The sequence below is a fragment of the Variovorax sp. GW821-FHT09D07 genome (assembly GCF_059416345.1).
Genome location: NZ_JBWKOY010000002.1, coordinates 682,517 through 704,624, shown reverse-complemented (window position 1 = coordinate 704,624; position 22,108 = coordinate 682,517). Strand labels below are relative to the sequence as shown.

Here is a 22,108-nt window from a genome sequence, read left to right as displayed (position 1 = left end):
ATGCTCCACGGCTACATCCCGCCCCACCGCTTCCTGCCCTACCTGAGCTGGACCGAAATCGCGGCGCTGCCCGACCGCGAGAACACCGTCATCGTGTTGCCGTGCGGCGCGATCGAGCAGCACGGCCCGCACCTGCCGTGCTCGGTCGACAGCGTGATCGCCTCGGGCGTGATGGGCAAGGCGCTGGAGAAGCTGCCGGCCGAGGTGCGCGCCTTTGCCCTGCCGCCGATCACCTACGGCAAGTCGGAAGAGCACCTGCACTTTCCCGGCACGGTGACGCTCACGGGCACCACGCTGCTGTCGACCGTGATCGAGATCGGCGAGTCGGTGTACCGCTCGGGCTTTCGCAAGCTGCTGTTCGCCAACGGGCACGGCGGCCAGCCGCAGGTGCTGGAGATGGCGGCGCGCGAACTGCGCCTGCGCCACGGCGACTTCGTGATCGTGCCGCACGGCGTGTCGCGCCTGCCCAGCGCGGCGAGCCGGCAGGTGAGCGAGCAGGAGAAGAAGCTCGCGATGCACGCAGGCCATTCCGAAACCGCGCTGATGCTCGCGCTGGCGCCCGACACCGTGCACATGGAACGCGCGGCGGCCAACTTTCCGCCGCCCTTCCCGATCAAGCTGCTGTCGGCCGACGGCCGCCCCGCCTGCGCCTGGACCGCGCGCGACTTCGGCCCCAGCGGCGTGATCGGCGACCCGACCAGCGCCACGCGCGAACAGGGCCTGGAAATCCTGGACACGCTCGCAGGCAGCTGGGCGCAGGCGCTGACCGAGCTTCATGCGCTGCGCTGGGTCGTGCGCGAGGAAGCCACCTGGGAGCGCGGCCACCAGCAGGGCTTCATCCAGCAGTCGTTCGAGCCGGCCTGAGGCGCGCTCCTTGCAACGGCTTCATTCTTCTTTTTCATCCCGCCTTCGAGAGGTCCCCACCATGCGTTCCTTCGCTCTTTCCCTGGCCGGCGCCGCCGCGCTCTCGCTCCTCACGGCCGTCGCACCCGCCCAGGCCCAGGACAAGTTCACCTACATGACCAACTGGTACGCGCAGGCCGAGCACGGCGGCTTCTACCAGGCGGTGGCGCAGGGCATCTACAAGAAGCACGGCCTGGACGTGACGATCCGCATGGGCGGCCCGCAGGTCAACATCACGCAGATGATGGCCGCGGGCCAGGCCGACTGCATCATGGGATCGAGCGACATCCAGATGATGCAGGTGCGCGAAGGCGGCGTGCCCGTGGTCAACGTGGCGGCCTTCTTCCAGAAGGACCCGCAGGTGCTGATCGCGCACGACGACGTCAAGAAGTTCGAGGACCTCAAGGGCAAGACGCTCCTGATCGGCGCGCAGGCCAACCGCGGCTACTGGCCATGGCTCAAGGCCCGCTTCGGCCTGAAGGACGAACAGACGCGTCCCTACACCTTCAACATCCAGCCCTTCGTGGCCGACCCGAACACCGCGCAGCAGGGCTACCTGACCTCCGAGCCCTACGCCATCCAGAAGGCCGGCGTGAAGAGCACGGTGCTGATGTTCAGCGACCACGGCTATCCCTCCTACGCGGTCACCGTGTCGTGCATGGACAAGACGGTGAAGGAGCGCAGCAAGCAGGTCGCGGCCTTCGTGAAGGCCTCGGCCGAAGGCTGGAAGAGCTACCTGGCCGACCCGGCACCGGCCAACGCGCTGATCAAGAAGGACAACCCCAACATGACCGACGACCAGCTCGCCTACAGCGTGGCCAAGCTCAAGGAGATGGGCATGGTCACGGGCGGCGACGCGGCCAAGCTGGGCATCGGCGTGATGACCGACGCGCGCGCCAAGGCGAGCTACGACTTCCTGGTGAACGCGAAGCTGCTCGACCCGGCGAAGGTGGATCTCGCCAAGACCTACACGACCGAGTTCGTGAAGGACGCCAAGGTGCTGCCCTGAACTTCGTCGCTTCTTCTTCATGAACCGCATCGACCCCCACACCCTCGCACCGCCGACCACCCCTGCCGTGCCCGCGGTGGAAGTGCTCTCGGCCGAGAAGACCTACCCCAACGGCACGCAGGCGCTGCTGCCGGTGGACCTGTCGATCGCCGAAGGCGAGTTCGTCACGCTGCTGGGCCCCTCGGGCTGCGGCAAGAGCACGCTGCTGAAGATGGTGGCGGGCATGCTGGAGCCCAGCGATGGGCGCCTGCTGGTGTGGCGCAAGCCCGTGGCGCAGTTGCACGACTGCCCGCACAAGATGTCGTTCGTGTTCCAGTCGCCCACGCTGATGCCGTGGGCCAGCGTGCAGACCAATGTGCGGCTGCCGCTGGACCTGGCCGGCGTGCCCCGCAAGGAGGCCGATGCGCGGGTGACGGAATCGCTCGCGCTCGTGGGGCTGGAGAAGTTCGCCAATGCGCTGCCGCGTGCGCTGTCGGGCGGCATGCAGATGCGCGTGTCGATCGCGCGCGGCCTGGTCACGCAGCCCGACCTGCTGCTGATGGACGAGCCCTTCGGCGCGCTCGACGAGATCACGCGCCACAAGCTCGACGCCGACCTGCTCGAGCTGTGGCGCAAGAAGAAGCTCACGGTGATCTTCGTGACGCACTCGATCCACGAGGCGGTGTTCCTGTCGAGCCGCGTGGTGATGATGGCCGCGCGGCCCGGTCGCGTGGTCGAGCAGTTCCAGATCGACGAGCCCTACCCGCGCCAGGCCGACTTCATGGTCACGCCCGAGTTCGCGCGCTACGCGAAGCAATTGCAGGACAGCCTGCTGCGCGCCAGCACCACAGAAGAAGAGGAGGCCGCGCCATGAAGACGACGACGAAACCCGCGACGCCCCTGCTGGGCCAGCCGCGCGTGCAGCGCGTGCTCTACCCGGTGCTCATCGGCGTGGTGCTGGTCACGCTGTGGCAATGGATGGTGGTGGCCATGGAGCTGCCGCCCTACCTCGTGCCCTCGCCCTGGCTGATGATGCAGACGCTGGTGACCGACTGGTCACCGCTGGGCAGCGCGCTCCTGGTCACGCTGAAGATCACGGTGCTGTCGTTCGCGCTGGCCACGGTGGCGGGCGTGCTGATCTCGTTCCTGTTCGTGCAGAGCAAGCGCATCGAGACCGCGCTCTTTCCGTACGCGGTGCTGCTGCAGGTGACGCCCATCGTGGCGGTGGCGCCGCTGATCATCATCTGGGTGAAGAACCCGGTCGCGGCCATGACGGTGTGCGCGGCGCTGGTGGCGCTGTTTCCCATCATCAGCAACACCACGCTGGGCCTGCGCAGCATCGACCCCGACCTGCAGAGCTACTTCAAGCTGAACCGCGCCACGCGCTGGCAGCAGCTGGTGCGCCTGCGCATCCCGAGCGCGCTGCCGTACTTCTTCGGCGGTCTGCGCATCTCCAGCGGCCTAGCGCTGATCGGCGCGGTGGTGGCGGAGTTCGTGGCCGGCACGGGCGGCTCCGGCGCGGGGCTGGCCTACCAGATCCTGCAGGCGGGCTTTCAGCTGAACATTCCGCGCATGTTCGCGGCCCTGCTGCTCATCTCCCTCACCGGTGTCGCGCTCTTCGTGCTGATGGCCTGGCTCACCAAGGTGGCGCTGGGCTCGTGGCACGCGAGTGAACTTTCCCAGGATTGAAATCGACCATGAACGCTCCCGCTTCCGCCATCGAGCAACTGCTGCTCGAACTCCCCGACCTCGACTGGATCACCGACGAAGGCCGCGTCACGCGCCTCTCGCAGGACTTCTCCTGGTTCAGCCCGGTGCTCACCCGCCAGCTGAAGGACAAGCGCGCCGACGTGGTGGTGCGCCCACGCACCGAAGAAGACATCCGCGCGGTGGTCGGCGCCTGCGCGCGCCGCGGCGTGCCCATCACCATTCGTGGCAGCGGCACCGGCAACTACGGCCAGACCACCCCGCTCGCCGGCGGCGTGGTGCTCGACATGACGGGCTACAACGCCTGCCTGTGGGTGCAGCCCGGCGTGGCGCGCGCGCAGGCCGGCATCCGCCTGGGCGAACTCGAGAAGCAGACGAAACCCACCGGCCAGGAGATGCGCTGCGTGCCCTCGACCTACCGCAGCGCGACGCTGGGCGGCCTGTTCGGCGGCGGCTTCGGCGGCGTGGGCTCGATCAACTACGGGCCGCTGGGCGCCCCCGGCAATGTGCTGGGCATTCGCGCGATGACCATCGAGGCCGAGCCGCAGGTGGTCGAGCTGCGCGGCGCCGAAGCGATGCGCATGCACCACCTGTGGGGCACCAACGGTCTCGTGCTGGAGCTGGAGATCGCACTGGCGCCCGCGCATCCGTGGCTCGAGACGCTGGTGACCTTCGACGACTTCGAGAACGCGCTGAACTTCGCGGACAAGCTCGCGCATGCGCCGGGCATCGTGAAGCGCGGCGTCACCTTCTTCGCGGCGCCCATCGCCGACCACCTCGCGCAGCTGGCGACGCACCTGCCCAAGGGCTGCCACACCGTGCTGTCGCTGGTGGCCGAGCAGAGCGAGCCGGCCATGATGCTGCTGGTGCAGGCGCACGGTGGCACCGTGAGCTACCGCAAGACGGCGGCCGAGGTGCAGAAGAGCAACCGCACGCTGATGGAGTTCACCTGGAACCACACGACGCTGCACGCGCTGAAGATCGACCCGACGCTGACCTACCTGCAAAGCGGGTTCATTCCCGGCAAGCATGTCGAGCAGGTCATCGAGATGGAGAAACTGCTGGGCGGCGAGGTCATGATGCACGTCGAGTTCCTGCGCAACGCGGCAGGGCTCCTGACCTGCAGCGGGCTGCAGCTGGTGCGCTTCAGCACCGAGGATCGCCTGAACGAGATCATCGACATCCACCGTGCGCACAACGTGCACATCAACAACCCGCACGTGAACATCGTGGAAGACGGCAAGGCCGGCGGGCCGCTGCCGCCGGAAGTCATCGAGGTGAAGCAGCGCTTCGATCCGATGGGCTTGCTGAACCCGGGCAAGCTGCGCGACTGGCCGGTGAAGGCGACGACCGCGAACTGAAGACGGCCTCAGCGAGCGCCCGTCAGCCCTTGCGCGCCGCGCTGCTTCGCTGCGCCGGCGCCAGTGCCTTGAGCTCCTGCACGAACTCCTCGAGGAGTGGGGAGCGATAAGTATTCGGACGTGAGAAAAGCGAGATCCGCCTCGGAATCGACAGCGCGTCGACGGGAATCACCTTGACGCCACGGGCATGGGGCAGTGCGAGCACGGAGACCGGGACGATGCCCATCAGATCGGTCGCTGCAAGCACCGGCAGCGACCAGGACGCATTGAAGTGCACCTCGATCGCGCCTTGCGGCGGCGTCGCGCCCGCAGAGCGAAACACCTCGTCCAGCTTCGCGCGCGCAGCCGAATGAACGGACGGCAACACCCAGGAAAACTTCGACAGATCGCCCATCGCGAGACGGCGGCGCGCAAAGACCGGATGCCCCACGCGCGCCACGGCGACGAGCGCATCGGTCAGGAGGTCCTCGTGCACCAGGCCGTGCGGCATGGATTCATAGGTCGGAATCACGGCGACATCGAGCAGGCCCTGGCGCGTCCAGTCGATCAACTCGTCCGAAGACGCCACTTCCAGGCGCACATGCATGCCCGGACGACGGGGCTGCAGCGCCGCAAGCGCCGGTGAAAGCACGGCATCCAGGACGGCCAGCGTCGCGCCCACACGGATGAGCCCGGCACGTCCCGCGCGGACGTCGCCCGCATGACGAAGCGCCTCGTCGTGCTCGGACTTCATGCGTTGCGCACGTTCGCGGAACGCGACGCCGAACGGCGTGAGCGTCATGCCGTGGCCCGAGCGCTCGAAGAGACCGAGCCCCATCTCGTCCTCCAGCCTGCGGATCGCCTTGGAAAGCGCCGCGGCCGTCACCGTCAGGCTGGTTGCTGCACGGGCCAGCTGCCCATGGCGCGCCACTTCCAGGAAGTAGTCGAGGTCGCGTGCCGAGAAGGACATGAATAAAAGTTAACGAAAACTTCCTAAATGGAAACACCCAAATCCTAGCCGTTCCTAGACTGCAGTCGCAATGAGTCCTTCCATGAACCCACCCAACATCGTTCTCATCCTTGCCGACAACCTCGGCTGGGGCGAGCTCGGCTGCTACGGCGGCGGGGCGCTGCGGGGCGCGCCCACGCCACGCATCGACGCGCTCGCCAGCCAAGGCCTTCTGCTGCAGAACTTCAATGTCGAGAGCGATTGCGTGCCGACGCGCTCCGCGCTGATGAGCGGGCGGCACCCGATCCGTACGGGCTGCCTGCAGTCGGTGCCGCCCGGCCTGCCTCAGGGCCTGGCACGCCGCGAGATCACGCTGGCGCAGTTGCTCTCGGCACAGGGTTACGCGACGGCGCACTACGGCAAATGGCACCTGGGCGATGTGGAAGGCCGCTTCCCGAGCGACCGGGGATTCGACGAGTGGTACGGCATTCCGCGCACCACGGACGAGAGCCAGTTCACGGCCAGTGTCGGCTACGACCCGAGCGTGGCGGACATCCCGTACATCATGCAGGGCCGTGCCGGTGCGCCTTCGCAGAACGTCGAGGAATACAACCTGGATTCGCGCCGGCGCATCGACGAGACGCTGACGAACCGGTCTCTGGAATTCATCCAGCGCAACCACGCGGCACAGAAGCCGTTCTTCCTTTATCTGCCGCTCACGCACCTGCATTTCCCCACCCTGCCTCACCGCGATTTCGCGGGCCGCACCGGCCATGGCGACTTCGCCGATTCCATGGTCGAGATGGACCACCGCGTGGGCCAGGTCATCGACGAGATCGAGCGCCTCGGCATGTCAGAAGACACCCTCTTCATCTTCGCGAGCGACAACGGCCCCGAGTTCCGCGCTCCGTACCGCGGCACGGCCGGCCCCTGGCGCGGCACCTATCACACGGCCATGGAAGGCAGCCTGCGCGTGCCGTGCATCGTGCGCTGGCCGGGCAAGATCGCCGCAGGCCGGGTGAGCAACGAGATCGTGCACGTCACCGACCTCTTCTCCACGCTGGCACGCGCGGGTGGCGCCCGCATTCCCGAGGACAGGCCGATCGATGGCATGGACCAGATGCCCTTCTTCCTCGGCGAACAGAAATCCTTGCGCGAGGGCTTTCTCTTCCATATCAAGAACGAACTGCGCGCAGTGAAATGGCGCGACTGGAAGCTGCATTTCTACTGGGAGCCCGAGGTGAACGAAGGCAAGGGCAAGCTCGAGTCGCCCTATCTCTTCAACATCACGCGCGACCCCAAGGAGGAGTCGGATGTGCTCGTCTACAACACGTGGGTCCTGGGGCCGATCCAGCGGATGGTCCGCGCCTTCCATCAGAGTGCGACAGCACATCCTCACACGGCGCCGGGCGCGCCGGACTGAGGCCGCGGAATCCCCGACGCGCTCGCGCATTTCTCCACCGTCCCAGAAGGCTCACCCCATGTCCAAGCATCCAGGCGGCCGCCGAGGCCTCTTTCTGATCTTCTGCGCACTCACGGCGCTGGCGTCTTCTGCGACGCTCGCGCAAGAGAAGTACCCCTCGCGAGCGATCACCTGGGTCGTCGGCTACCCACCCGGGGGCAGCGTCGATGTTGTCACGCGCCTTGTCGCCCGCAAGCTGGAAGCGACGCTCGGCCAGCCCATCGTGGTCGACAACAAGCCCGGTGCCACGGGCTCGCTCGCGCTGCGGTATGTGGCAACCCAGCCGGCCGATGGCTACACCCTGGTGACGGTTCCCGGCCCGGTGCTCACAAGCATCCCGATGCCGCAGATCGGCAAGGAGATGAGCGCCATCGCCATGCTCGCCAAAGGCTCCACGGTCCTCGTGGGACCGGCACGGCCCGATGCACCCAAGGACCTCAAGGCCTTGCTCGCAGACGCATCCGCCCACCCGGACAAGTACAGCTACGGCTCCTCCGGCAACGGCACCGGCCAGCACCTGACCGGGGAACTCATCCAGGCACTGACAGGCGTGACGATGACGCATGTGCCCTACAAAGGCGGCAACCAGGCTGTGACCGACGTGATCGGTGGACAGATCCCCCTGGCCGTACTGGGCATCACGCCCGTTCTGCCGCACGTCAAGTCCGGCAAGCTCAAGGCGTATGGGGTCTCCACGGCGACCCGTTCTGCCTCCTTGCCCGAGGTGCCGACACTCAGGGAAGCCGGCATCGCCAACTTCGAGGCCAGCCAGTGGTTCGTTCTCGCTGCGCGCACGGGCCTCCCGGCAGACCGAAGCGATCGCCTCAACGAAGCGGTGGCACAAGCCCTGAAGGACCCGGAGGTCATGAAAGGCTTCGAGAACGTCGGCATGTTTCCCGAAGCCAGCAGCGCGAAGCAGACCGCCGACTACATCCACACCGACATGCGGCGCTGGGCAGACCTCGTGAAGAAGAACAAGATCGCGATCGACTAGGGATGTGGGGCGCACCCCATCGATGAGACCGCGGGGGTCGTCCGAACGAAGCCGCCTGCTGAGTGAGGCGGCGAAGCACAACCGACAGCCGCCTCGCCAATGAAAAAGGGCGTTCACTGAATTTCAGTGAACGCCCTAGGTCGTTGTGTGGTGGAGCTGGGGGGATTTGAACCCCCGTCCGCAAGCCTTCATCGCGCAGTTCTACATGTGTAGTGATCTGATTTGAGTCTCGCTTCCGGAGTCGCGCAGTCACACGCTAAACCGGACGCCAGCACCCTATTTTCTCGCTCCGACCCAAGGTACCCGGATCGGAGCCAGCCCATGTAATTATCCTTGCAGCCGGGAGGTCAGGATTGCTCCAGACCCCCTTGCCCAGCCCATCGGCCAACTGTTGCAAGGCTCACTGGCAATTAAGCAGCGAGTGCGAAACGTTCGTCGTTTGCAGTTAGTTTGTTTGAATCTGTTTTACGAGCGCATTCAGCTCGACATGCCCCGCTGCGACTCCGAACCCACGTCGAAACCAGTGCAGCCCCAAGCGACTCATTTTAGGCGCTATTGAGTAACTTCAAGAGCTCCAGGGGCGAAGAGATTGAGGCATCGGCTTTCCACAGCGCCGCATCGGCCTGCGAACCCATGTAACCGTAGGTGGCCGCCACGGTTCCCATGCCCGCGGCGCGGCCCGCGATGATGTCGCGCTCGTCGTCTCCCACGTAGATGCAGGCCTCGGGCACCACGCCGAGACGGCGCGCCGCCTCGTGCAGCGGTTCGGGGTGCGGCTTGGCGAAAGGCGTGGTGTCGCCGCTCACGATCGCGCCCGCGCTCGCGAAGAGCGGCATCGCGGCGGTCAGCGGTTCGGTGAAGCGGGCCGACTTGTTGGTGACCACGCCCCAGCGCAGGCCGCGCTCGCGGATCGCCTCGATCAGCGGCGCCACGCCGTCGAACACCAGGGTGTTGAGCAGCATGCGGCGCTCGTAGCCGACGTAGAACTCCTCGCGCAGCGCGTCGAACTCCGGCGCCTCGGGCGTGATGCCGAAGGCGATGCCGAGCATGCCGCGCGCGCCGGCGCCGGCCATCGGGCGGTAGCGCTCCAGCGGGTAAGGCGCCAGGCCGCGGTCGGTGCGCATCTTGTCGGCCGCCGCGCCCAGGTCGGGCGCGCTGTCGATCAGCGTGCCGTCGAGGTCGAACAGGATGGCCTGTGTGGTCGTGCTCCCGATCTTCATCATCCCTGCGCCTCCGGCAGCGCCGGCTTCTGGGTCGCGAACAGGTAGTTGACGCTGGTGTCGGCGCTGAGCCAGTAGCGGCGGGTCAGCGGGTTGTATTCCATGCCCCGGGTGTGGCGCAGGTCCAGGCTGGCAGCGCGGCAGTAGCCGGCCAGCTCGCTGGGGCGGATCAGCTTCGGATACTCGTGCGTGCCGCGCGGCAGCATGCCCAGGACGTATTCGGCGCCCACGATCGCCAGCATGAAGGACTTCAGGTTGCGGTTGATGGTCGAGAAGAACACCCAGCCGCCCGGCTTCACCAGCGTGGCGCAGGCCTGGATCACCGACGCCGGATCAGGCACGTGCTCCAGCATTTCCATGCAGGTGACCACATCGAAGCTGCCGGGCTGCTCGGCCGCGAGCGCCTCGGCACTGATTTCGCGGTACTTGACGCCGCGCGTCCCGGCTTCGAGGGCGTGCAGTTGGGCGACCTTGAGCGCCTTGGTCGCGAGGTCGACGCCCAGCACGTCGGCGCCCTTGCGCGCCATCGAATCGGCCAGGATGCCGCCGCCGCAGCCGATATCGACCACGCGCTGGCCCGAAATAGGCGCAATACCGTCAATCCATTCCAGCCGCAATGGATTGATTTCGTGCAGCGGGCGGAATTCGCTCTCCAAATCCCACCACCGGTGTGCGAGTTCCGAAAACTTGGCCAGTTCGGCCGGGTCTGCATTCACGTTTTCTGTCATGGGGCAATTATGAAGCGAGCAAAGCCCGGCTCGAACGCAATGGGCTTGCCTCAGGCACGGCCGCAAATACGGCAGGCATAAAAAAACCCCGCCGAGGCGGGGTTTTCATTCGTCGATGGAATCGATCGATCAGTTGGCGCGGGTGCCAACCACTTCGATTTCCACGCGACGGTTCTTGGCGCGGCCTTCCTTGGTGCGGTTGTCAGCCACAGGCTGCTTCTCGCCCTTGCCTTCGGTGTAGACGCGGTTGCGTTCGATGCCCTTCGAGACCAGGAAGGCCTTGACGGCTTCGGCGCGACGCACCGACAGACGCTGGTTGTAGGTGTCGGTACCGATGGAGTCGGTGTGACCCACAGCGATGATGACTTCGAGGTTCACGCCACGGATCTTCTCGACCAGGTCGGTCAGCTTGGCGCGACCTTCGGGCTTCAGCACCGACTTGTCGAAGTCGAAGAAGGCGTCAGCAGCGAAGGTGACCTTCGAAGCAGCGACTTGAGCCGGGGGAGCCACGGGAGCCACGCCAGGAGCGGTGGGCACAGCAGCCGGAGCAGCCGGAACCAGGGCGCCGTCGCAACCGGCGGCAGCCGTTGCGGGCGTCCAGTTGGCATCGCGCCAGCACAGTTCGTTCGTGCCGTTCTTCCAGACCAGTTCGCCGGTGCCGTTTTGCCAGTTGTCGATCGTAGGACCGCCGTTCGCAGCGGTGACACGGGTCTGCGCGCCGGCGGCAGTGGCGAGCGCAGCGACTGCAAACATCATCGCCACTTTATTCAGTTTCTTCATGGTTCTCCTCTTGGGGAAAAAGCCGCAGCCGCGCTGCGAATCAAGGACGCTTTAAGTGACCACCACCCAAAACGTTGAGACGATTGTGCCATAGGGTCTTTGGCAAACAGGCCGCTGGACGCCCCTGAAGCGTAGGACGGAGGCGGAATAGAGCCCTTGTGTTGCGGCGGTGCGACACCCCTCACAGCGTAAAATTTCGCCTTCCTGCCGCCAGCCTCTTGCTCATGACCTCCTTCGCCAAAGAAACCCTGCCCATCAGTCTCGAAGAGGAAATGCGCAGCAGCTACCTCGATTACGCCATGAGCGTGATCGTCGGCCGGGCGCTTCCCGACGCCCGCGACGGCCTCAAGCCGGTGCACCGGCGCGTGCTGTACGCGATGCACGAGCTCAACAACGACTGGAACCGGCCGTACAAGAAGTCGGCCCGTATCGTCGGTGACGTGATCGGTAAGTACCACCCGCACGGCGACCAGTCGGTCTACGACACCATCGTCCGGCTGGCCCAGGACTTCTCGATGCGCCACATGCTGGTCGACGGCCAGGGCAACTTCGGGTCGGTCGACGGCGACAACGCCGCCGCAATGCGTTATACGGAAATCCGGCTGGCCAAAATTGCGCACGAAATGCTGGCCGATATCGACAAGGAAACTGTCGACTTTCAGGACAATTACGACGGCTCCGAAAAAGAACCGAAAGTTTTGCCCAGCCAGCTGCCGAATTTGCTGGTCAATGGCTCCGGCGGTATTGCGGTCGGCATGGCCACCAATATCCCGCCGCACAACCTGAATGAAGTGGTGGATGCCTGCCTGTATCTGCTGCGCAATCCGCAGGCGAGCATCGACGAACTGATGGAAATCGTGCCGGCGCCCGACTTCCCCACCGCCGGCATCATCTACGGCATCAACGGCGTGAAGGACGGCTACCGCACCGGCCGCGGCAAAGTGGTGATGCGCGCCAAGTGCCACTTCGAGGACATCGACCGCGGCCAGCGCCAGGCGATCATCGTCGACGAGCTCCCCTACCAGGTCAACAAGAAGACGCTGCAGGAGCGCATGGCCGAGCTGGTGCACGAGAAGAAGATCGAGGGCATCAGCCACATCCAGGACGAGTCCGACAAGTCGGGCATGCGCCTGGTGATCGAGCTCAAGCGCGGCGAAGTGCCCGAGGTGGTGCTCAACAACCTCTACAAGCAGACGCAGCTGCAGGACACCTTCGGTATCAACATGGTGGCGCTGGTCGACGGCCAGCCCAAGCTGTGCAACCTGAAGGACCTGATCGAGGTCTTCCTGCAGCACCGCCGCGAAGTGGTCACGCGCCGCACCGTCTTCACGCTGCGCAAGGCCCGCGAACGCGGCCACGTGCTCGAAGGCCTGGCGGTGGCGCTGGCCAACATCGACGAGTTCATCCGCATCATCCGCGAGTCGCCCACCCCGCCGGTCGCCAAGGCCGAGCTCATGACCCGCAGTTGGGACAGCAAGCTGGTGCGCGAAATGCTCACGCGCTCGCGCGCCGACGGCGGCGTGATCAACGCCGACGACTACCGCCCCGAGGGCCTGGAGCGCGAGTACGGCATGGGCGGCGACGGCCTGTACCGCCTGTCGGAAACGCAAGCGCAGGAAATCCTGCAGATGCGTCTGCAGCGCCTGACCGGCCTCGAGCAGGACAAGATCGTCGCCGAATACAAGGACGTCATGGCCGAGATCGACGACCTGCTCGACATCCTGGCCAAGCCCGAGCGCGTCTCGATCATCATTGGCGACGAGCTGGGCGAGATCAAGCAGGAGTTCGGCCAGTCGAAGATCGGCGCGCGCCGCAGCCTGGTCGAGCACAGTGCCTACGACCTCTCGACCGAAGACCTGATCACGCCGACCGACATGGTCGTCACGCTCTCGCACAGCGGCTACATCAAGAGCCAGCCGCTGGGCGAGTACCGCGCGCAAAAGCGCGGCGGGCGCGGCAAGCAGGCCACGTCCACCAAGGACGACGACTGGATCGATCAGCTCTTCATCGCCAACACGCACGACTACATCCTGTGCTTCTCCAACCGCGGCCGGCTGTACTGGCTCAAGGTGTGGGAAGTGCCGGCGGGTTCGCGCGGTTCGCGCGGGCGCCCCATCGTCAACATGTTCCCGCTGCAGGAAGGCGAGAAGATCAACGTCGCCCTCGCCCTCACCGGCGAGAAGCGCAACTTCCCGGCCGACCAGTACGTGTTCATGGCGACCTCGATGGGCACGGTCAAGAAGACGGCGCTCGACGAATTCAGCAACCCGCGCAAGGGCGGCATCATTGCCGTGAACCTCGATGAAGGCGACTACCTCATCGGCGCGGCGCTCACCGACGGCAAGCACGACGTGATGCTCTTCAGCGACAACGGCAAGGCCGTGCGCTTCGACGAGGAAGACGTCCGCCCGCTGGGCCGCAACGCCCGCGGCGTGCGCGGCATGTCGCTGGAGCCGGGCCAGGGCGTGATCGCCATGCTGGTGGCCGAGGACGAGCAGCAGAGCGTGCTCACCGCCACCGAAAATGGTTACGGAAAACGCACAAGCATTACCGAATACACGCGTCATGGCCGCGGAACCAAAGGCATGATCGCGATTCAACAGAGTGAGCGCAACGGCAAGGTCGTTGCCGCCACGCTCGTTCATGCGGACGATGAGATCATGCTCATCACCGACAAGGGTGTGCTCGTGCGCACCCGTGTGGCCGAGATTCGCGAACTGGGTCGGGCGACGCAAGGCGTCACGCTGATCGGGCTCGACGAAGGCGCCAAACTCAGCGGGCTTCAACGCATCGTCGAAAACGACGCGAACGGCGAAGGTGAGCCGGACGCAGACGACACTTCCACATCTTCAACGGAGAATCCTCAGTGAAAAAACAACTCAAGCTCGCACTCCTGACCGCTGCCCTCGCCGGCTCGTCCATGGCCGCCATGGCCCAGGACAAGGCCACGCTGATCAAGCAGTTCATCGAGATCCAGCGCCCCGGCATCGAGTCGCTGGCACGCGGCCTGATCGAGCAGTCGAGCGCCCCCATCGCGCAAGCCGGTTCGCAGTACCTGCAGACCCAGGTGCCCGAAGCCAAGCGCGAATCCGCCGCCAAGGCCGCCGACGCCGAGCTGAAGAAGTACTTCGACGACGCCTACCCGCTGGTGCGCGACAAGGCCGTGCAGATCGCCCCTGGCGCCCTCACGCCCATCCTCGAGCAGAACTTCAGCGAAGACGAACTCAAGCAGCTGCTGGCCTGGATCAACTCGCCCCTGAGCAAGAAGTACCAGGAACTGAACCCGAAGATGCAGACCGCTCTGACGGAAAAGCTGGTGACCGAAACCCGCGCCACCATCGAACCCAAGATGCGCGCACTCGACACCAACGTCGCCAAGGCCCTCGGTGCTCCGACCGACGGTGCAGCAGCTCCCGCCAAGGCGCCCGCCGCCAAGGCTCCCGCCAAGAAGTAAAGCAACGTGACCCAGCAGCAGACGCCGGCCGGCAAGCGCCCCTACAACTTTTCGGCCGGTCCGGCTGCCATGCCGGAGGCGGTGCTGCAACGCGCCGCTTCCGAGATGCTCGATTGGCAGGGCAGCGGCATGAGCGTGATGGAGATGAGCCATCGCGGCAAGGAATTCGGTGCCATCTGCACCCAGGCCGAAGCCGACATCCGCACGCTGCTGGCCATCCCCTCGCACTTTCACATCCTGTTCATGCAGGGTGGCGGCCTCGGCGAGAACGCCATCGTGCCGCTGAACCTGTCGCGCGGCGGCGTTGCCGACTTCGTCGTCACCGGCAGCTGGAGCGCCAAGTCGCACAAGGAAGCGCAGCGCTACTGCACCGCCCGCGTGGCGGCCAGCAACGCCGACAACCAGCACACGCAGTTGCCCGCCCCCGCGAGCTGGCAGCTGTCCGCCGACGCCTCGTACGTGCACGTGTGCAGCAACGAGACCATCAACGGCATCGAGTTCCAGCAACTGCCCGACCTGGCCGCGCTCGGCAGCAAGGCGCCGCTGGTCATCGATTTTTCTTCCCACGTCGCCTCGCGCAGCGTCGACTGGAGCCGCGTCGGCCTGGCCTTCGGCGGCGCCCAGAAGAACCTCGGCCCCGCCGGCCTGACCATCGTGGTCGTGCGCGACGACCTGCTGGGGCACGCGCTCGAGATCTGCCCGAGCGCGTTCAACTACAAGACCGTGGCCGACAACCACTCCATGTACAACACCCCGCCGACCTGGGGCATCTACATGGCGGGGCTCACGTTCCAGTGGCTGCTGCAGCAGACCGAGGGCGCGCTCACCGGCGTTGCCGCCATGGAGCAGCGCAATGTCGAGAAGGCGAAGCTGCTGTACGACTTCATCGACGGCTCCGACTTCTACGCCAACCGCATCGACGCCAACTGCCGTTCGCGCATGAACGTGCCGTTCTTCCTGGCCGACGAGGGGCGCAACGAAGCCTTCCTGGCCGGCGCGCGCGAAGCCGGGCTGCTGCAGCTCAAGGGGCACAAGTCGGTCGGCGGCATGCGTGCGAGCATCTACAACGCCATGCCGCTGGCAGGGGTGCAGGCCCTGGTGGCCTACATGAGAGAATTCGAGCGATCGCATGCGTAGGCGCATGCCCTGTTGCTCGCACCGATGACCGCCTCTGCCCCCACACCACCCACCACCCCCGACAATTCCGAAAGCCTGGCCGGTCTGCGCGTGCAGATCGACTCCCTCGACCAACGGCTGCTGAGCCTGCTCAATGAGCGCGCCCATGTGGCCGAGCTGGTCGGCGAGGTCAAGAAGCGCGAAGGCACGCCCTTCTTCCGCCCCGACCGCGTCGCCGCGGTCATCGACAAGATGCAGAAAAGCAATGGCGGTCCACTCAAGGACCTCCATGTCGCGGCCATCTGGCGCGAGATCATGTCGGCCTGCCTGGCCCTCGAGTCGCCTCAGCGCGTGGCCGTGCTCGGCCCCGAGGGCACCTTCTGCGAACAGGCCGCCATCGAGTACTTCGGCGGCGCCGCGGACCTGATCTACTGCGCCAGCTTCGACGAGGTGTTCCACGCCACCGCCGCGGGCAGCGCCCAGTACGGCGTGGTCGGCGTCGAGAACTCCACCGAAGGCGTGGTCACGCGCTCGCTCGACCTGTTCCTGCACTCGCCCACCCACGTCGTCGGCGAAGTCAGCCTGCTGGTGCGCCATCACCTGATGCGCAGCAGCAATTCGCTCGAAGGCGTCGAGGCCGTGCTGGCCCACCCGCAGGCGCTGGCGCAGTGCCAGACCTGGCTGTCCAAGCACCTGCCCAACGCCGAGCGGCGCGCCGTGTCGAGCAACGCCGAAGGCGCCCGGCTCGCCGCCACCAACCCGGCCTGGGCCGCGCTGGCCGGCGAACGCGCCGCCACGCGCTTCGGCCTGCACATCGTGGCGCACGCCATCCAGGACGATTCGTACAACCGCACCCGCTTCTCGGTGATCTGCCTGCCGCAGACGCTGGCCATGCCGCCGGCCTCGGGCAAGGACTGCACGAGCCTGATCGTCTCGGTGCCCAACCGCCCCGGCGCGGTGCACGACCTGCTGGTGCCTCTCAAGGCCAACAACGTGTCGATGACGCGCTTCGAGTCGCGCCCCGCACGTACCGGCCAGTGGGAGTACTACTTCTACATCGACCTCGACGGCCACCCCTCGCAGCCCAACGTGGCGGCGGCGCTGGCCGAACTGCGCGGCCTGTGCGCCTTCTACAAGGTGCTCGGCGCCTACCCGATCAAAGCCTGAGCCGAACGGACCGACGCGATGTTCGAGCAACTGGGATTGATCGGCTGCGGCCTCATGGGCGGCTCCTTTGCGCTCGCGCTCAAGCGCGCGAAGCTGGTGAAACGCGTGGTGGGCTACAGCAAGTCGCCCTCCACCACCGAACGGGCGCGCCAGCTCGGCGTGATCGACGTGGCGGCGCCCTCGGCGCTGCTGGCGGTGTCGGGTGCCGACATCGTGCTGCTGGCCGTGCCGGTGGCCGCCTCTGAAGCCACCTTCAAGGCGATCCGCCATGGCATCTCGGCCGACACGCTGGTGATGGACGTGGGCTCGACCAAGGGCGACGTGATCGAAGCCGCGCGCAACGGCCTGCAAAAGCAATTCGCGAACTTCGTGCCGGCGCATCCGATCGCCGGCAAGGAAGTCTCCGGCATCGAGCACGCCGAAGCCTCGCTGTTCACCGGCCGCCAGGTTGTGCTGACCCCGGTCAAGACCACGCTGCGCTCGAACGTGCAGCGCGCCTCGCAGGTATGGAGTGGCATCGGCGCCAACGTCGTCACCATGACGCACGAAGAGCACGACGCCGCCTTCGCCGCCGTGAGCCACCTGCCGCACCTGCTGGCCTTTGCCTACACCAACGCCCTCATCGGCCAGCCGCAGGGCGACCGCTTCCTGAGCCTCGCGGGACCGGGCTTTCGCGACTTCTCGCGCATCGCCGCCAGCGACCCCGTCATGTGGCGCGACGTGCTGCTCGCCAACCGCGAGCAGGTGCTGCAGCAGTCGCAGGCCTTCCGCAAGGCGCTGGAAGACCTCGAAGCCCTGATGACCGCCGGCGACCTGCAGGGGCTGGAGCAATCCATCGCCGCCGCCAGCAAGGCGCGCGCCGCCTGGCGGCCGAATTCGAGCACGGACGCTCTGGCCCAGCAGGACAGCTGACATGTTCTCGACCGCCTTCCTCGACCTCCCGCCCCTCGCGGGCGCTGCCGGCACGGTACGGCTGCCGGGCTCCAAGAGCATCTCCAACCGCGTGCTGCTGCTGGCGGCGCTGGCCAGCGGCACCACCACGATCCACGACCTGCTCGATTCCGACGACACGCGCGTGATGCTCGACGCCCTGCGCGCGCTGGGCTGCGGCATCGAGCCGGCGGGCAGTTCGCTGCGCATCACCGGCCTCGGCGGCCAGCTGCCGCCGTCGCTGGGCGCAACGCTGCTGCCGCTGTTCCTGGGCAACGCCGGCACCGCCATGCGTCCGCTGACGGCGGCGCTGTCGCTGCTCGGCGGCGAGTTCGAGCTCAGCGGCGTGCCGCGCATGCACGAGCGACCGATCGGCGACCTGGTCGACGCGCTCACGCAGCTGGGCTGCCGCATCGACTACCTCGGCAACCCCGGCTACCCGCCGCTGCGCATCCACCCGGTGTCGCACGACGAACTGGCGCTCGGCGCACCGATCCGCGTGCGCGGCGACGTGTCGAGCCAGTTCCTGACCGCCCTGCTGCTGGCGCTGCCGCTGGCGGCGGCCGACGACATCGTGATCGAGGTCGTCGGCGAGCTGATCTCCAAGCCCTACATCGAGATCACGCTGAACCTGCTGGCGCGCTTCGGCATCACGGTGCAGCGTGACGGCTGGGAGCGTTTCACCATCCCCGCCGGCAGCCGCTACAGCTCGCCGGGCGAAATCCACGTCGAGGCGGACGCCTCGTCTGCTAGCTATTTCATAGCGCTCGGCGCCATTGCGACGGGCGTTTCGGGGCAGAACGGAATCCGCATCGAAGGTGTCGGCGCGGCCTCGATCCAGGGCGACATCCGCTTCATCGACGCTGCCCAGCAGATGGGCGCGCGGGTCGACAGCGGCCCGAACTGGCTCGAAATCCGCCGCGGCGCCTGGCCCCTGAAGGCCATCGACCTCGACGCGAACCACATCCCCGACGCCGCCATGACGCTGGCCGTCATGGCGTTGTACGCCGACGGCCCCACCACGCTGCGCAACATCGCGAGCTGGCGCGTGAAGGAAACCGACCGCATCGACGCCATGGCGAACGAGCTGCAAAAGCTCGGCGCGACGGTCGAGGCCGGGCCCGATTTCATCCGCGTCCACCCGCTGCCCGCCGCCGGCTGGCGGCCCGCCAGCATCCGCACCTACGACGACCACCGGGTCGCCATGTGCTTCTCGCTCGCGGCCTTCAACCCGGCCGGCGTGCCGGTGCGCATCCTCGAGCCGCACTGCGTCGCCAAGACCTTCCCCGACTACTTCGAGACCCTGTTCTCGGTGGCCGAGGCCGCCGAAGTGCCCGTGATCTGCATCGACGGCCCGACCGCCTCGGGCAAGGGCACGCTGGCGGCTGAAGTCGCGCGCCTGCTGGGCTACCGCTACCTCGACTCGGGCTCGCTCTACCGCGTGACCGGGCTTGCCGCCCGCCGCGCCGGCCTGGAGGCCACGGCCGCGAACGAAGCGCAGATTGCCGCCCTCGCCGCTGCCCTGCCCCTGCAGTTCACCGAGGGCAAGGTGCTGCTGGCCGGCGAAGACGTGAGCGACGACATCCGCACCGAAGCCGCCGGCATGGACGCCTCGCGCGTCTCCGCGCTGCCCGCCGTGCGCGAGGCGCTGCAAGACCTGCAGCACCGCTTTCGCCGCCTGCCCGGCCTGGTGGCCGACGGGCGCGACATGGGCACCGTGATCTTCCCCGACGCAGCGCTCAAGGTGTTCCTCACGGCGGGAGCCGCCCAGCGCGCCGAACGGCGGCATAAGCAGTTGATTTCAAAGGGTATTTCGACTACACTCGACAGTCTTCGCTCCGACTTGGAAGCACGTGACGCCCGGGACTCTTCCCGCAGCGTTGCACCTCTGAAGCCGGCGCAAGACGCTCGCCACCTCGACAACTCCCAGCTGTCCATCGAACACTCGATCGACACGGTGTTGAACTGGTGGCAAGAAATTCAACCGTTCAAGTCCGCTTGAGCGGATTGAAGTGCAGCCTTTCAAGCCCGCTTGAAAGGCTTGCGTCTCCCGGGTGTTCCGGGTGGCGCCTACCGCTCCAGCAGGCTCCTTCCGCGCGACAGCGCACCGGCCTGCTGGTTGTTCAACCAACCGGGCTCACGCCCACAACCTAACCGCCGTCTACAGACCCACAGCAGCCGCACGCAATTTCGCAAGAGCGCCTGCCAACCCTGCCTGACGGAAGGAACCATAAATGTCTGAATCTTTTGCCGACCTATTCGAAGAGTCCCTGAAGCGTTCCGAAATGCGCAGCGGCGAGGTCATCACCGCCGAAGTCGTGCGTGTCGAACACAACCACGTCGTCGTCAACGCCGGTCTGAAGTCCGAAGCGTATGTGCCGATCGAAGAGTTCAAGAACGACAAGGGCGAACTCGAAGTCCAGGCCGGCGATTTCGTTTCCGTTGCCATCGGCAGCGTTGAAAACGGCTACGGCGACACCATCCTCTCGCGCGACACCGCCAAGCGTCTGGCTTCGTGGCTCGCCCTCGAGAAGGCCCTGGAATCGGGCGACTTCGTCACCGGCACCACCAGCGGCAAGGTCAAGGGCGGCCTGACCGTCCTGGTCAACGGCATCCGCGCGTTCCTGCCGGGTTCGCTGATCGACACGCGTCCGATCAAGGACCTGACCCCGTACGAAAACAAGACCCTCGAATTCAAGGTCATCAAGCTCGATCGCAAGCGCAACAACGTCGTGCTGTCGCGTCGTGCCGTGGTCGAAGCCAGCATGGGCGAAGAACGCGCCAAGCTGATGGAAACCCTGAAGGAAGGCGCTGTGGTCCGTGGCGTGGTCAAGAACATCACCGAATACGGTGCGTTCGTGGACCTCGGCGGCATCGACGGCCTGCTGCACATCACCGACATGGCATGGCGCCGTGTCCGCCACCCGAGCGAAGTCGTTCAGGCCGGCCAGGAAATCACCGCCAAGATCCTCAAGTTCGACACCGAAAAGAACCGTGTCTCGCTGGGTCTCAAGCAAATGGGTGACGACCCGTGGATGGGCGTTTCGCGCCGCTACCCGCAATCGACCCGCCTGTTCGGCAAGGTCACGAACATTGCCGACTACGGCGCGTTCGTCGAACTCGAACCCGGCATCGAAGGCCTGGTGCACGTCTCCGAAATGGACTGGACCAACAAGAACATCGCTCCGAACAAGATCGTCTCGCTGGGCGATGAAGTCGAAGTCATGGTCCTCGAAATCGACGAAGACAAGCGCCGCATCAGCCTGGGCATGAAGCAGTGCAAGGCCAACCCGTGGCAAGAGTTCGCGCAAAACACCAAGCGTGGCGACCGCGTCAAGGGCCCGATCAAGTCGATCACCGACTTCGGCGTGTTCGTGGGTCTGGCTGCCGGCATCGACGGTCTGGTTCACCTGTCGGACCTCTCGTGGAACGAAACCGGCGAAACCGCCGTTCGCAACTACAAGAAGGGCCAGGAAGTCGAAGCGATCGTGCTGGCTGTCGACGTCGACCGCGAACGCATCTCGCTGGGCATCAAGCAGCTCGACAGCGATCCGTTCACCACGTTCACCACCGTGAACGACAAGGGCCAGATCGTGACCGGCAAGGTCAAGACCGTGGACGCCCGCGGCGCTGAAATCGACCTCGGCGAAGACATCATCGGCTACCTGCGTGCTTCGGAAATTTCGCGCGACCGCGTCGAAGATGCCCGCAACGTGCTCAAGGAAGGCGACGAAGTCACGGCCATCGTGGTGAATGTGGATCGCAAGACCCGCAACATCCAGCTGTCGATCAAGCAGAAGGACATGGTCGACGAACAAGGCGCCATGGCCAGCCTGAGCCAGCAGTCGGCACGCGAAAACGCGGGCACGACCAGCCTGGGCGCCCTGCTGCGCGCCAAGCTCGACAACAGCGACAACAAGTAAGCTGAGTCCGAAGACAGAGGCAGGCCCCCGGGGCCGCTCTGTCTTTTTTTTCGTCCACGTTTTTCGTTTATGTTTGGCCTATGACCCGCTCAGACCTCGTCGAAGAACTCGCAGCCCGTTTCGCGCAGCTCACGCACCGCGATGCCGAATACGCCGTCAAGACCATCCTGGACGCCATGAGCGACGCGCTGGTGCGCGGCCATCGCATCGAGATCCGTGGCTTCGGCAGCTTCTCGGTCAACCGCCGTCCGCCGCGCATCGGCCGCAACCCGCGTTCGGGCGAGAGCGTGCAGATCCCCGAGAAGCGCGTGCCGCACTTCAAGCCGGGCAAGGCGCTGCGCGAAGCCGTCGACGCGAAGACCGCCGAGCTCGATGCAGGCAAGGAAGCTGCCGGCCGCAAGGCCTGATGGCAGGGCTGTCCCGATGGCTCCAAACGTAGAATCGTCC

Annotated in this window: 19 protein-coding genes and 1 other RNA gene; 15 read left to right on the top strand and 5 right to left on the bottom strand. The window is 66.1% G+C overall.

Annotated features, from left to right (window positions below; all coding sequences use genetic code 11):
* The 5 genes from AC07OX_RS09595 to AC07OX_RS09575 all read left to right on the top strand — a co-directional run bounded on the left by AC07OX_RS09595 (nucleotide 1) and on the right by AC07OX_RS09575 (nucleotide 4,959).
* Nucleotides 1-864, top strand: a complete 864-nt coding sequence (locus tag AC07OX_RS09595) for a creatininase family protein (RefSeq protein ID WP_495260511.1) — start codon at nucleotides 1-3, stop codon at nucleotides 862-864.
* A 61-nt stretch (nucleotides 865-925) separates the two neighbouring features.
* Nucleotides 926-1,912, top strand: a complete 987-nt coding sequence (locus tag AC07OX_RS09590) for an ABC transporter substrate-binding protein (RefSeq protein WP_062468632.1) — start codon at nucleotides 926-928, stop codon at nucleotides 1,910-1,912.
* Nucleotides 1,913-1,931: 19 nt separating this feature from the next.
* Nucleotides 1,932-2,765: an ABC transporter ATP-binding protein gene (locus AC07OX_RS09585; RefSeq protein WP_495260512.1), complete on the top strand. Its 834-nt coding sequence runs from the start codon at nucleotides 1,932-1,934 to the stop codon at nucleotides 2,763-2,765.
* Nucleotides 2,762-3,580 (top strand): ABC transporter permease, encoded by an 819-nt coding sequence (locus tag AC07OX_RS09580; RefSeq protein WP_495260513.1) that lies wholly within the window; start codon nucleotides 2,762-2,764, stop codon nucleotides 3,578-3,580. The genes AC07OX_RS09585 and AC07OX_RS09580 overlap by 4 nt, the downstream gene beginning before the upstream one ends.
* Nucleotides 3,581-3,588: 8 nt before the next feature.
* Nucleotides 3,589-4,959 carry an FAD-binding oxidoreductase gene (locus tag AC07OX_RS09575; RefSeq protein ID WP_495260514.1) on the top strand — a complete coding sequence of 457 codons (1,371 nt, stop codon included), beginning with the start codon at nucleotides 3,589-3,591 and terminating at the stop codon, nucleotides 4,957-4,959.
* Nucleotides 4,960-4,981: 22 nt separating this feature from the next.
* Here the strand turns inward: AC07OX_RS09575 and AC07OX_RS09570 are convergent, their stop codons facing one another.
* Nucleotides 4,982-5,908, bottom strand: coding sequence for a LysR family transcriptional regulator (locus AC07OX_RS09570; RefSeq protein WP_495260515.1), 927 nt, complete (start codon nucleotides 5,906-5,908; stop codon nucleotides 4,982-4,984).
* An 82-nt stretch (nucleotides 5,909-5,990) separates the two neighbouring features.
* Between AC07OX_RS09570 and AC07OX_RS09565 the strand changes: the two genes are divergently transcribed.
* Together AC07OX_RS09565 and AC07OX_RS09560 are read left to right on the top strand one after the other, a co-directional pair.
* Nucleotides 5,991-7,310: an arylsulfatase gene (locus AC07OX_RS09565; RefSeq protein WP_495260516.1), complete on the top strand. Its 1,320-nt coding sequence runs from the start codon at nucleotides 5,991-5,993 to the stop codon at nucleotides 7,308-7,310.
* A gap of 58 nt (nucleotides 7,311-7,368) precedes the next feature.
* On the top strand, nucleotides 7,369-8,343 hold the full coding sequence (locus tag AC07OX_RS09560; protein WP_495260517.1) for a Bug family tripartite tricarboxylate transporter substrate binding protein: 975 nt from the start codon (nucleotides 7,369-7,371) through the stop codon (nucleotides 8,341-8,343).
* A 148-nt stretch (nucleotides 8,344-8,491) separates the two neighbouring features.
* Here the strand turns inward: AC07OX_RS09560 and ssrA are convergent.
* From ssrA to ompA, 4 genes are all read right to left on the bottom strand, one after another.
* Nucleotides 8,492-8,876, bottom strand: a transfer-messenger RNA (tmRNA) gene (gene ssrA, locus AC07OX_RS09555).
* A 12-nt stretch (nucleotides 8,877-8,888) separates the two neighbouring features.
* On the bottom strand, nucleotides 8,889-9,566 hold the full coding sequence (locus AC07OX_RS09550) for an HAD family hydrolase (protein WP_495260518.1): 678 nt from the start codon (nucleotides 9,564-9,566) through the stop codon (nucleotides 8,889-8,891).
* Complete coding sequence (ubiG, locus tag AC07OX_RS09545) at nucleotides 9,563-10,291, bottom strand: bifunctional 2-polyprenyl-6-hydroxyphenol methylase/3-demethylubiquinol 3-O-methyltransferase UbiG (protein ID WP_070064006.1); 729 nt, start codon at nucleotides 10,289-10,291, stop codon at nucleotides 9,563-9,565. Before ubiG ends, AC07OX_RS09550 begins: the two co-directional genes overlap by 4 nt.
* Before the next feature lie 129 nt (nucleotides 10,292-10,420).
* Nucleotides 10,421-11,071 carry an outer membrane protein OmpA gene (gene ompA / locus AC07OX_RS09540; RefSeq protein ID WP_495260519.1) on the bottom strand — a complete coding sequence of 217 codons (651 nt, stop codon included), beginning with the start codon at nucleotides 11,069-11,071 and terminating at the stop codon, nucleotides 10,421-10,423.
* A 224-nt stretch (nucleotides 11,072-11,295) separates the two neighbouring features.
* On the opposite strand from ompA, the gene gyrA reads away from it, so the two are divergent.
* The 8 genes from gyrA to AC07OX_RS09500 all read left to right on the top strand — a co-directional run bounded on the left by gyrA (nucleotide 11,296) and on the right by AC07OX_RS09500 (nucleotide 22,068).
* Nucleotides 11,296-13,941: a DNA gyrase subunit A gene (gene gyrA / locus AC07OX_RS09535; RefSeq protein WP_062468652.1), complete on the top strand. Its 2,646-nt coding sequence runs from the start codon at nucleotides 11,296-11,298 to the stop codon at nucleotides 13,939-13,941.
* Nucleotides 13,938-14,525, top strand: coding sequence for a DUF2059 domain-containing protein (locus AC07OX_RS09530; protein ID WP_235926701.1), 588 nt, complete (start codon nucleotides 13,938-13,940; stop codon nucleotides 14,523-14,525). Before gyrA ends, AC07OX_RS09530 begins: the two co-directional genes overlap by 4 nt.
* 6 nt (nucleotides 14,526-14,531) lie before the next feature.
* Nucleotides 14,532-15,662, top strand: a complete 1,131-nt coding sequence (serC, locus tag AC07OX_RS09525) for a 3-phosphoserine/phosphohydroxythreonine transaminase (protein WP_495260520.1) — start codon at nucleotides 14,532-14,534, stop codon at nucleotides 15,660-15,662.
* 24 nt (nucleotides 15,663-15,686) lie between these two features.
* A complete protein-coding gene (gene pheA, locus AC07OX_RS09520) occupies nucleotides 15,687-16,808 on the top strand; it encodes a prephenate dehydratase (RefSeq protein WP_062468655.1) in 1,122 nt (373 codons plus the stop codon).
* 18 nt (nucleotides 16,809-16,826) lie between these two features.
* Entirely contained in the window at nucleotides 16,827-17,720 is an 894-nt protein-coding gene (locus tag AC07OX_RS09515; protein ID WP_070064003.1) for a prephenate dehydrogenase, read from the top strand.
* A 1-nt stretch (nucleotide 17,721) separates the two neighbouring features.
* Nucleotides 17,722-19,740, top strand: a complete 2,019-nt coding sequence (locus AC07OX_RS09510) for a bifunctional 3-phosphoshikimate 1-carboxyvinyltransferase/cytidylate kinase (RefSeq protein ID WP_495260521.1) — start codon at nucleotides 17,722-17,724, stop codon at nucleotides 19,738-19,740.
* Nucleotides 19,741-19,972: 232 nt separating this feature from the next.
* Nucleotides 19,973-21,661 (top strand): 30S ribosomal protein S1, encoded by a 1,689-nt coding sequence (gene rpsA, locus AC07OX_RS09505; RefSeq protein ID WP_062468664.1) that lies wholly within the window; start codon nucleotides 19,973-19,975, stop codon nucleotides 21,659-21,661.
* 80 nt (nucleotides 21,662-21,741) lie between these two features.
* Nucleotides 21,742-22,068, top strand: coding sequence for an integration host factor subunit beta (locus tag AC07OX_RS09500; protein WP_056582668.1), 327 nt, complete (start codon nucleotides 21,742-21,744; stop codon nucleotides 22,066-22,068).
* The last annotated feature ends 40 nt before the right edge of the window (nucleotides 22,069-22,108 follow it).

Excerpts from the sequence above, each read along its gene's own strand:
- AC07OX_RS09595 (WP_495260511.1), top strand. The coding sequence starts at position 1 with ATGCTCCACGGCTACATCCCGCCCCACCGCTTCCTGCCCTACCTGAGC.
- AC07OX_RS09590 (WP_062468632.1), top strand. The coding sequence starts at position 926 with ATGCGTTCCTTCGCTCTTTCCCTGGCCGGCGCCGCCGCGCTCTCGCTC.
- AC07OX_RS09585 (WP_495260512.1), top strand. The coding sequence starts at position 1,932 with ATGAACCGCATCGACCCCCACACCCTCGCACCGCCGACCACCCCTGCC.
- AC07OX_RS09580 (WP_495260513.1), top strand. The coding sequence starts at position 2,762 with ATGAAGACGACGACGAAACCCGCGACGCCCCTGCTGGGCCAGCCGCGC.
- AC07OX_RS09575 (WP_495260514.1), top strand. The coding sequence starts at position 3,589 with ATGAACGCTCCCGCTTCCGCCATCGAGCAACTGCTGCTCGAACTCCCC.
- AC07OX_RS09570 (WP_495260515.1), bottom strand. The coding sequence starts at position 5,908 with ATGTCCTTCTCGGCACGCGACCTCGACTACTTCCTGGAAGTGGCGCGC.
- AC07OX_RS09565 (WP_495260516.1), top strand. The coding sequence starts at position 5,991 with ATGAACCCACCCAACATCGTTCTCATCCTTGCCGACAACCTCGGCTGG.
- AC07OX_RS09560 (WP_495260517.1), top strand. The coding sequence starts at position 7,369 with ATGTCCAAGCATCCAGGCGGCCGCCGAGGCCTCTTTCTGATCTTCTGC.
- AC07OX_RS09550 (WP_495260518.1), bottom strand. The coding sequence starts at position 9,566 with ATGATGAAGATCGGGAGCACGACCACACAGGCCATCCTGTTCGACCTC.
- ubiG (WP_070064006.1), bottom strand. The coding sequence starts at position 10,291 with ATGACAGAAAACGTGAATGCAGACCCGGCCGAACTGGCCAAGTTTTCG.
- ompA (WP_495260519.1), bottom strand. The coding sequence starts at position 11,071 with ATGAAGAAACTGAATAAAGTGGCGATGATGTTTGCAGTCGCTGCGCTC.
- gyrA (WP_062468652.1), top strand. The coding sequence starts at position 11,296 with ATGACCTCCTTCGCCAAAGAAACCCTGCCCATCAGTCTCGAAGAGGAA.
- pheA (WP_062468655.1), top strand. The coding sequence starts at position 15,687 with ATGACCGCCTCTGCCCCCACACCACCCACCACCCCCGACAATTCCGAA.
- AC07OX_RS09515 (WP_070064003.1), top strand. The coding sequence starts at position 16,827 with ATGTTCGAGCAACTGGGATTGATCGGCTGCGGCCTCATGGGCGGCTCC.
- AC07OX_RS09510 (WP_495260521.1), top strand. The coding sequence starts at position 17,722 with ATGTTCTCGACCGCCTTCCTCGACCTCCCGCCCCTCGCGGGCGCTGCC.
- rpsA (WP_062468664.1), top strand. The coding sequence starts at position 19,973 with ATGTCTGAATCTTTTGCCGACCTATTCGAAGAGTCCCTGAAGCGTTCC.
- AC07OX_RS09500 (WP_056582668.1), top strand. The coding sequence starts at position 21,742 with ATGACCCGCTCAGACCTCGTCGAAGAACTCGCAGCCCGTTTCGCGCAG.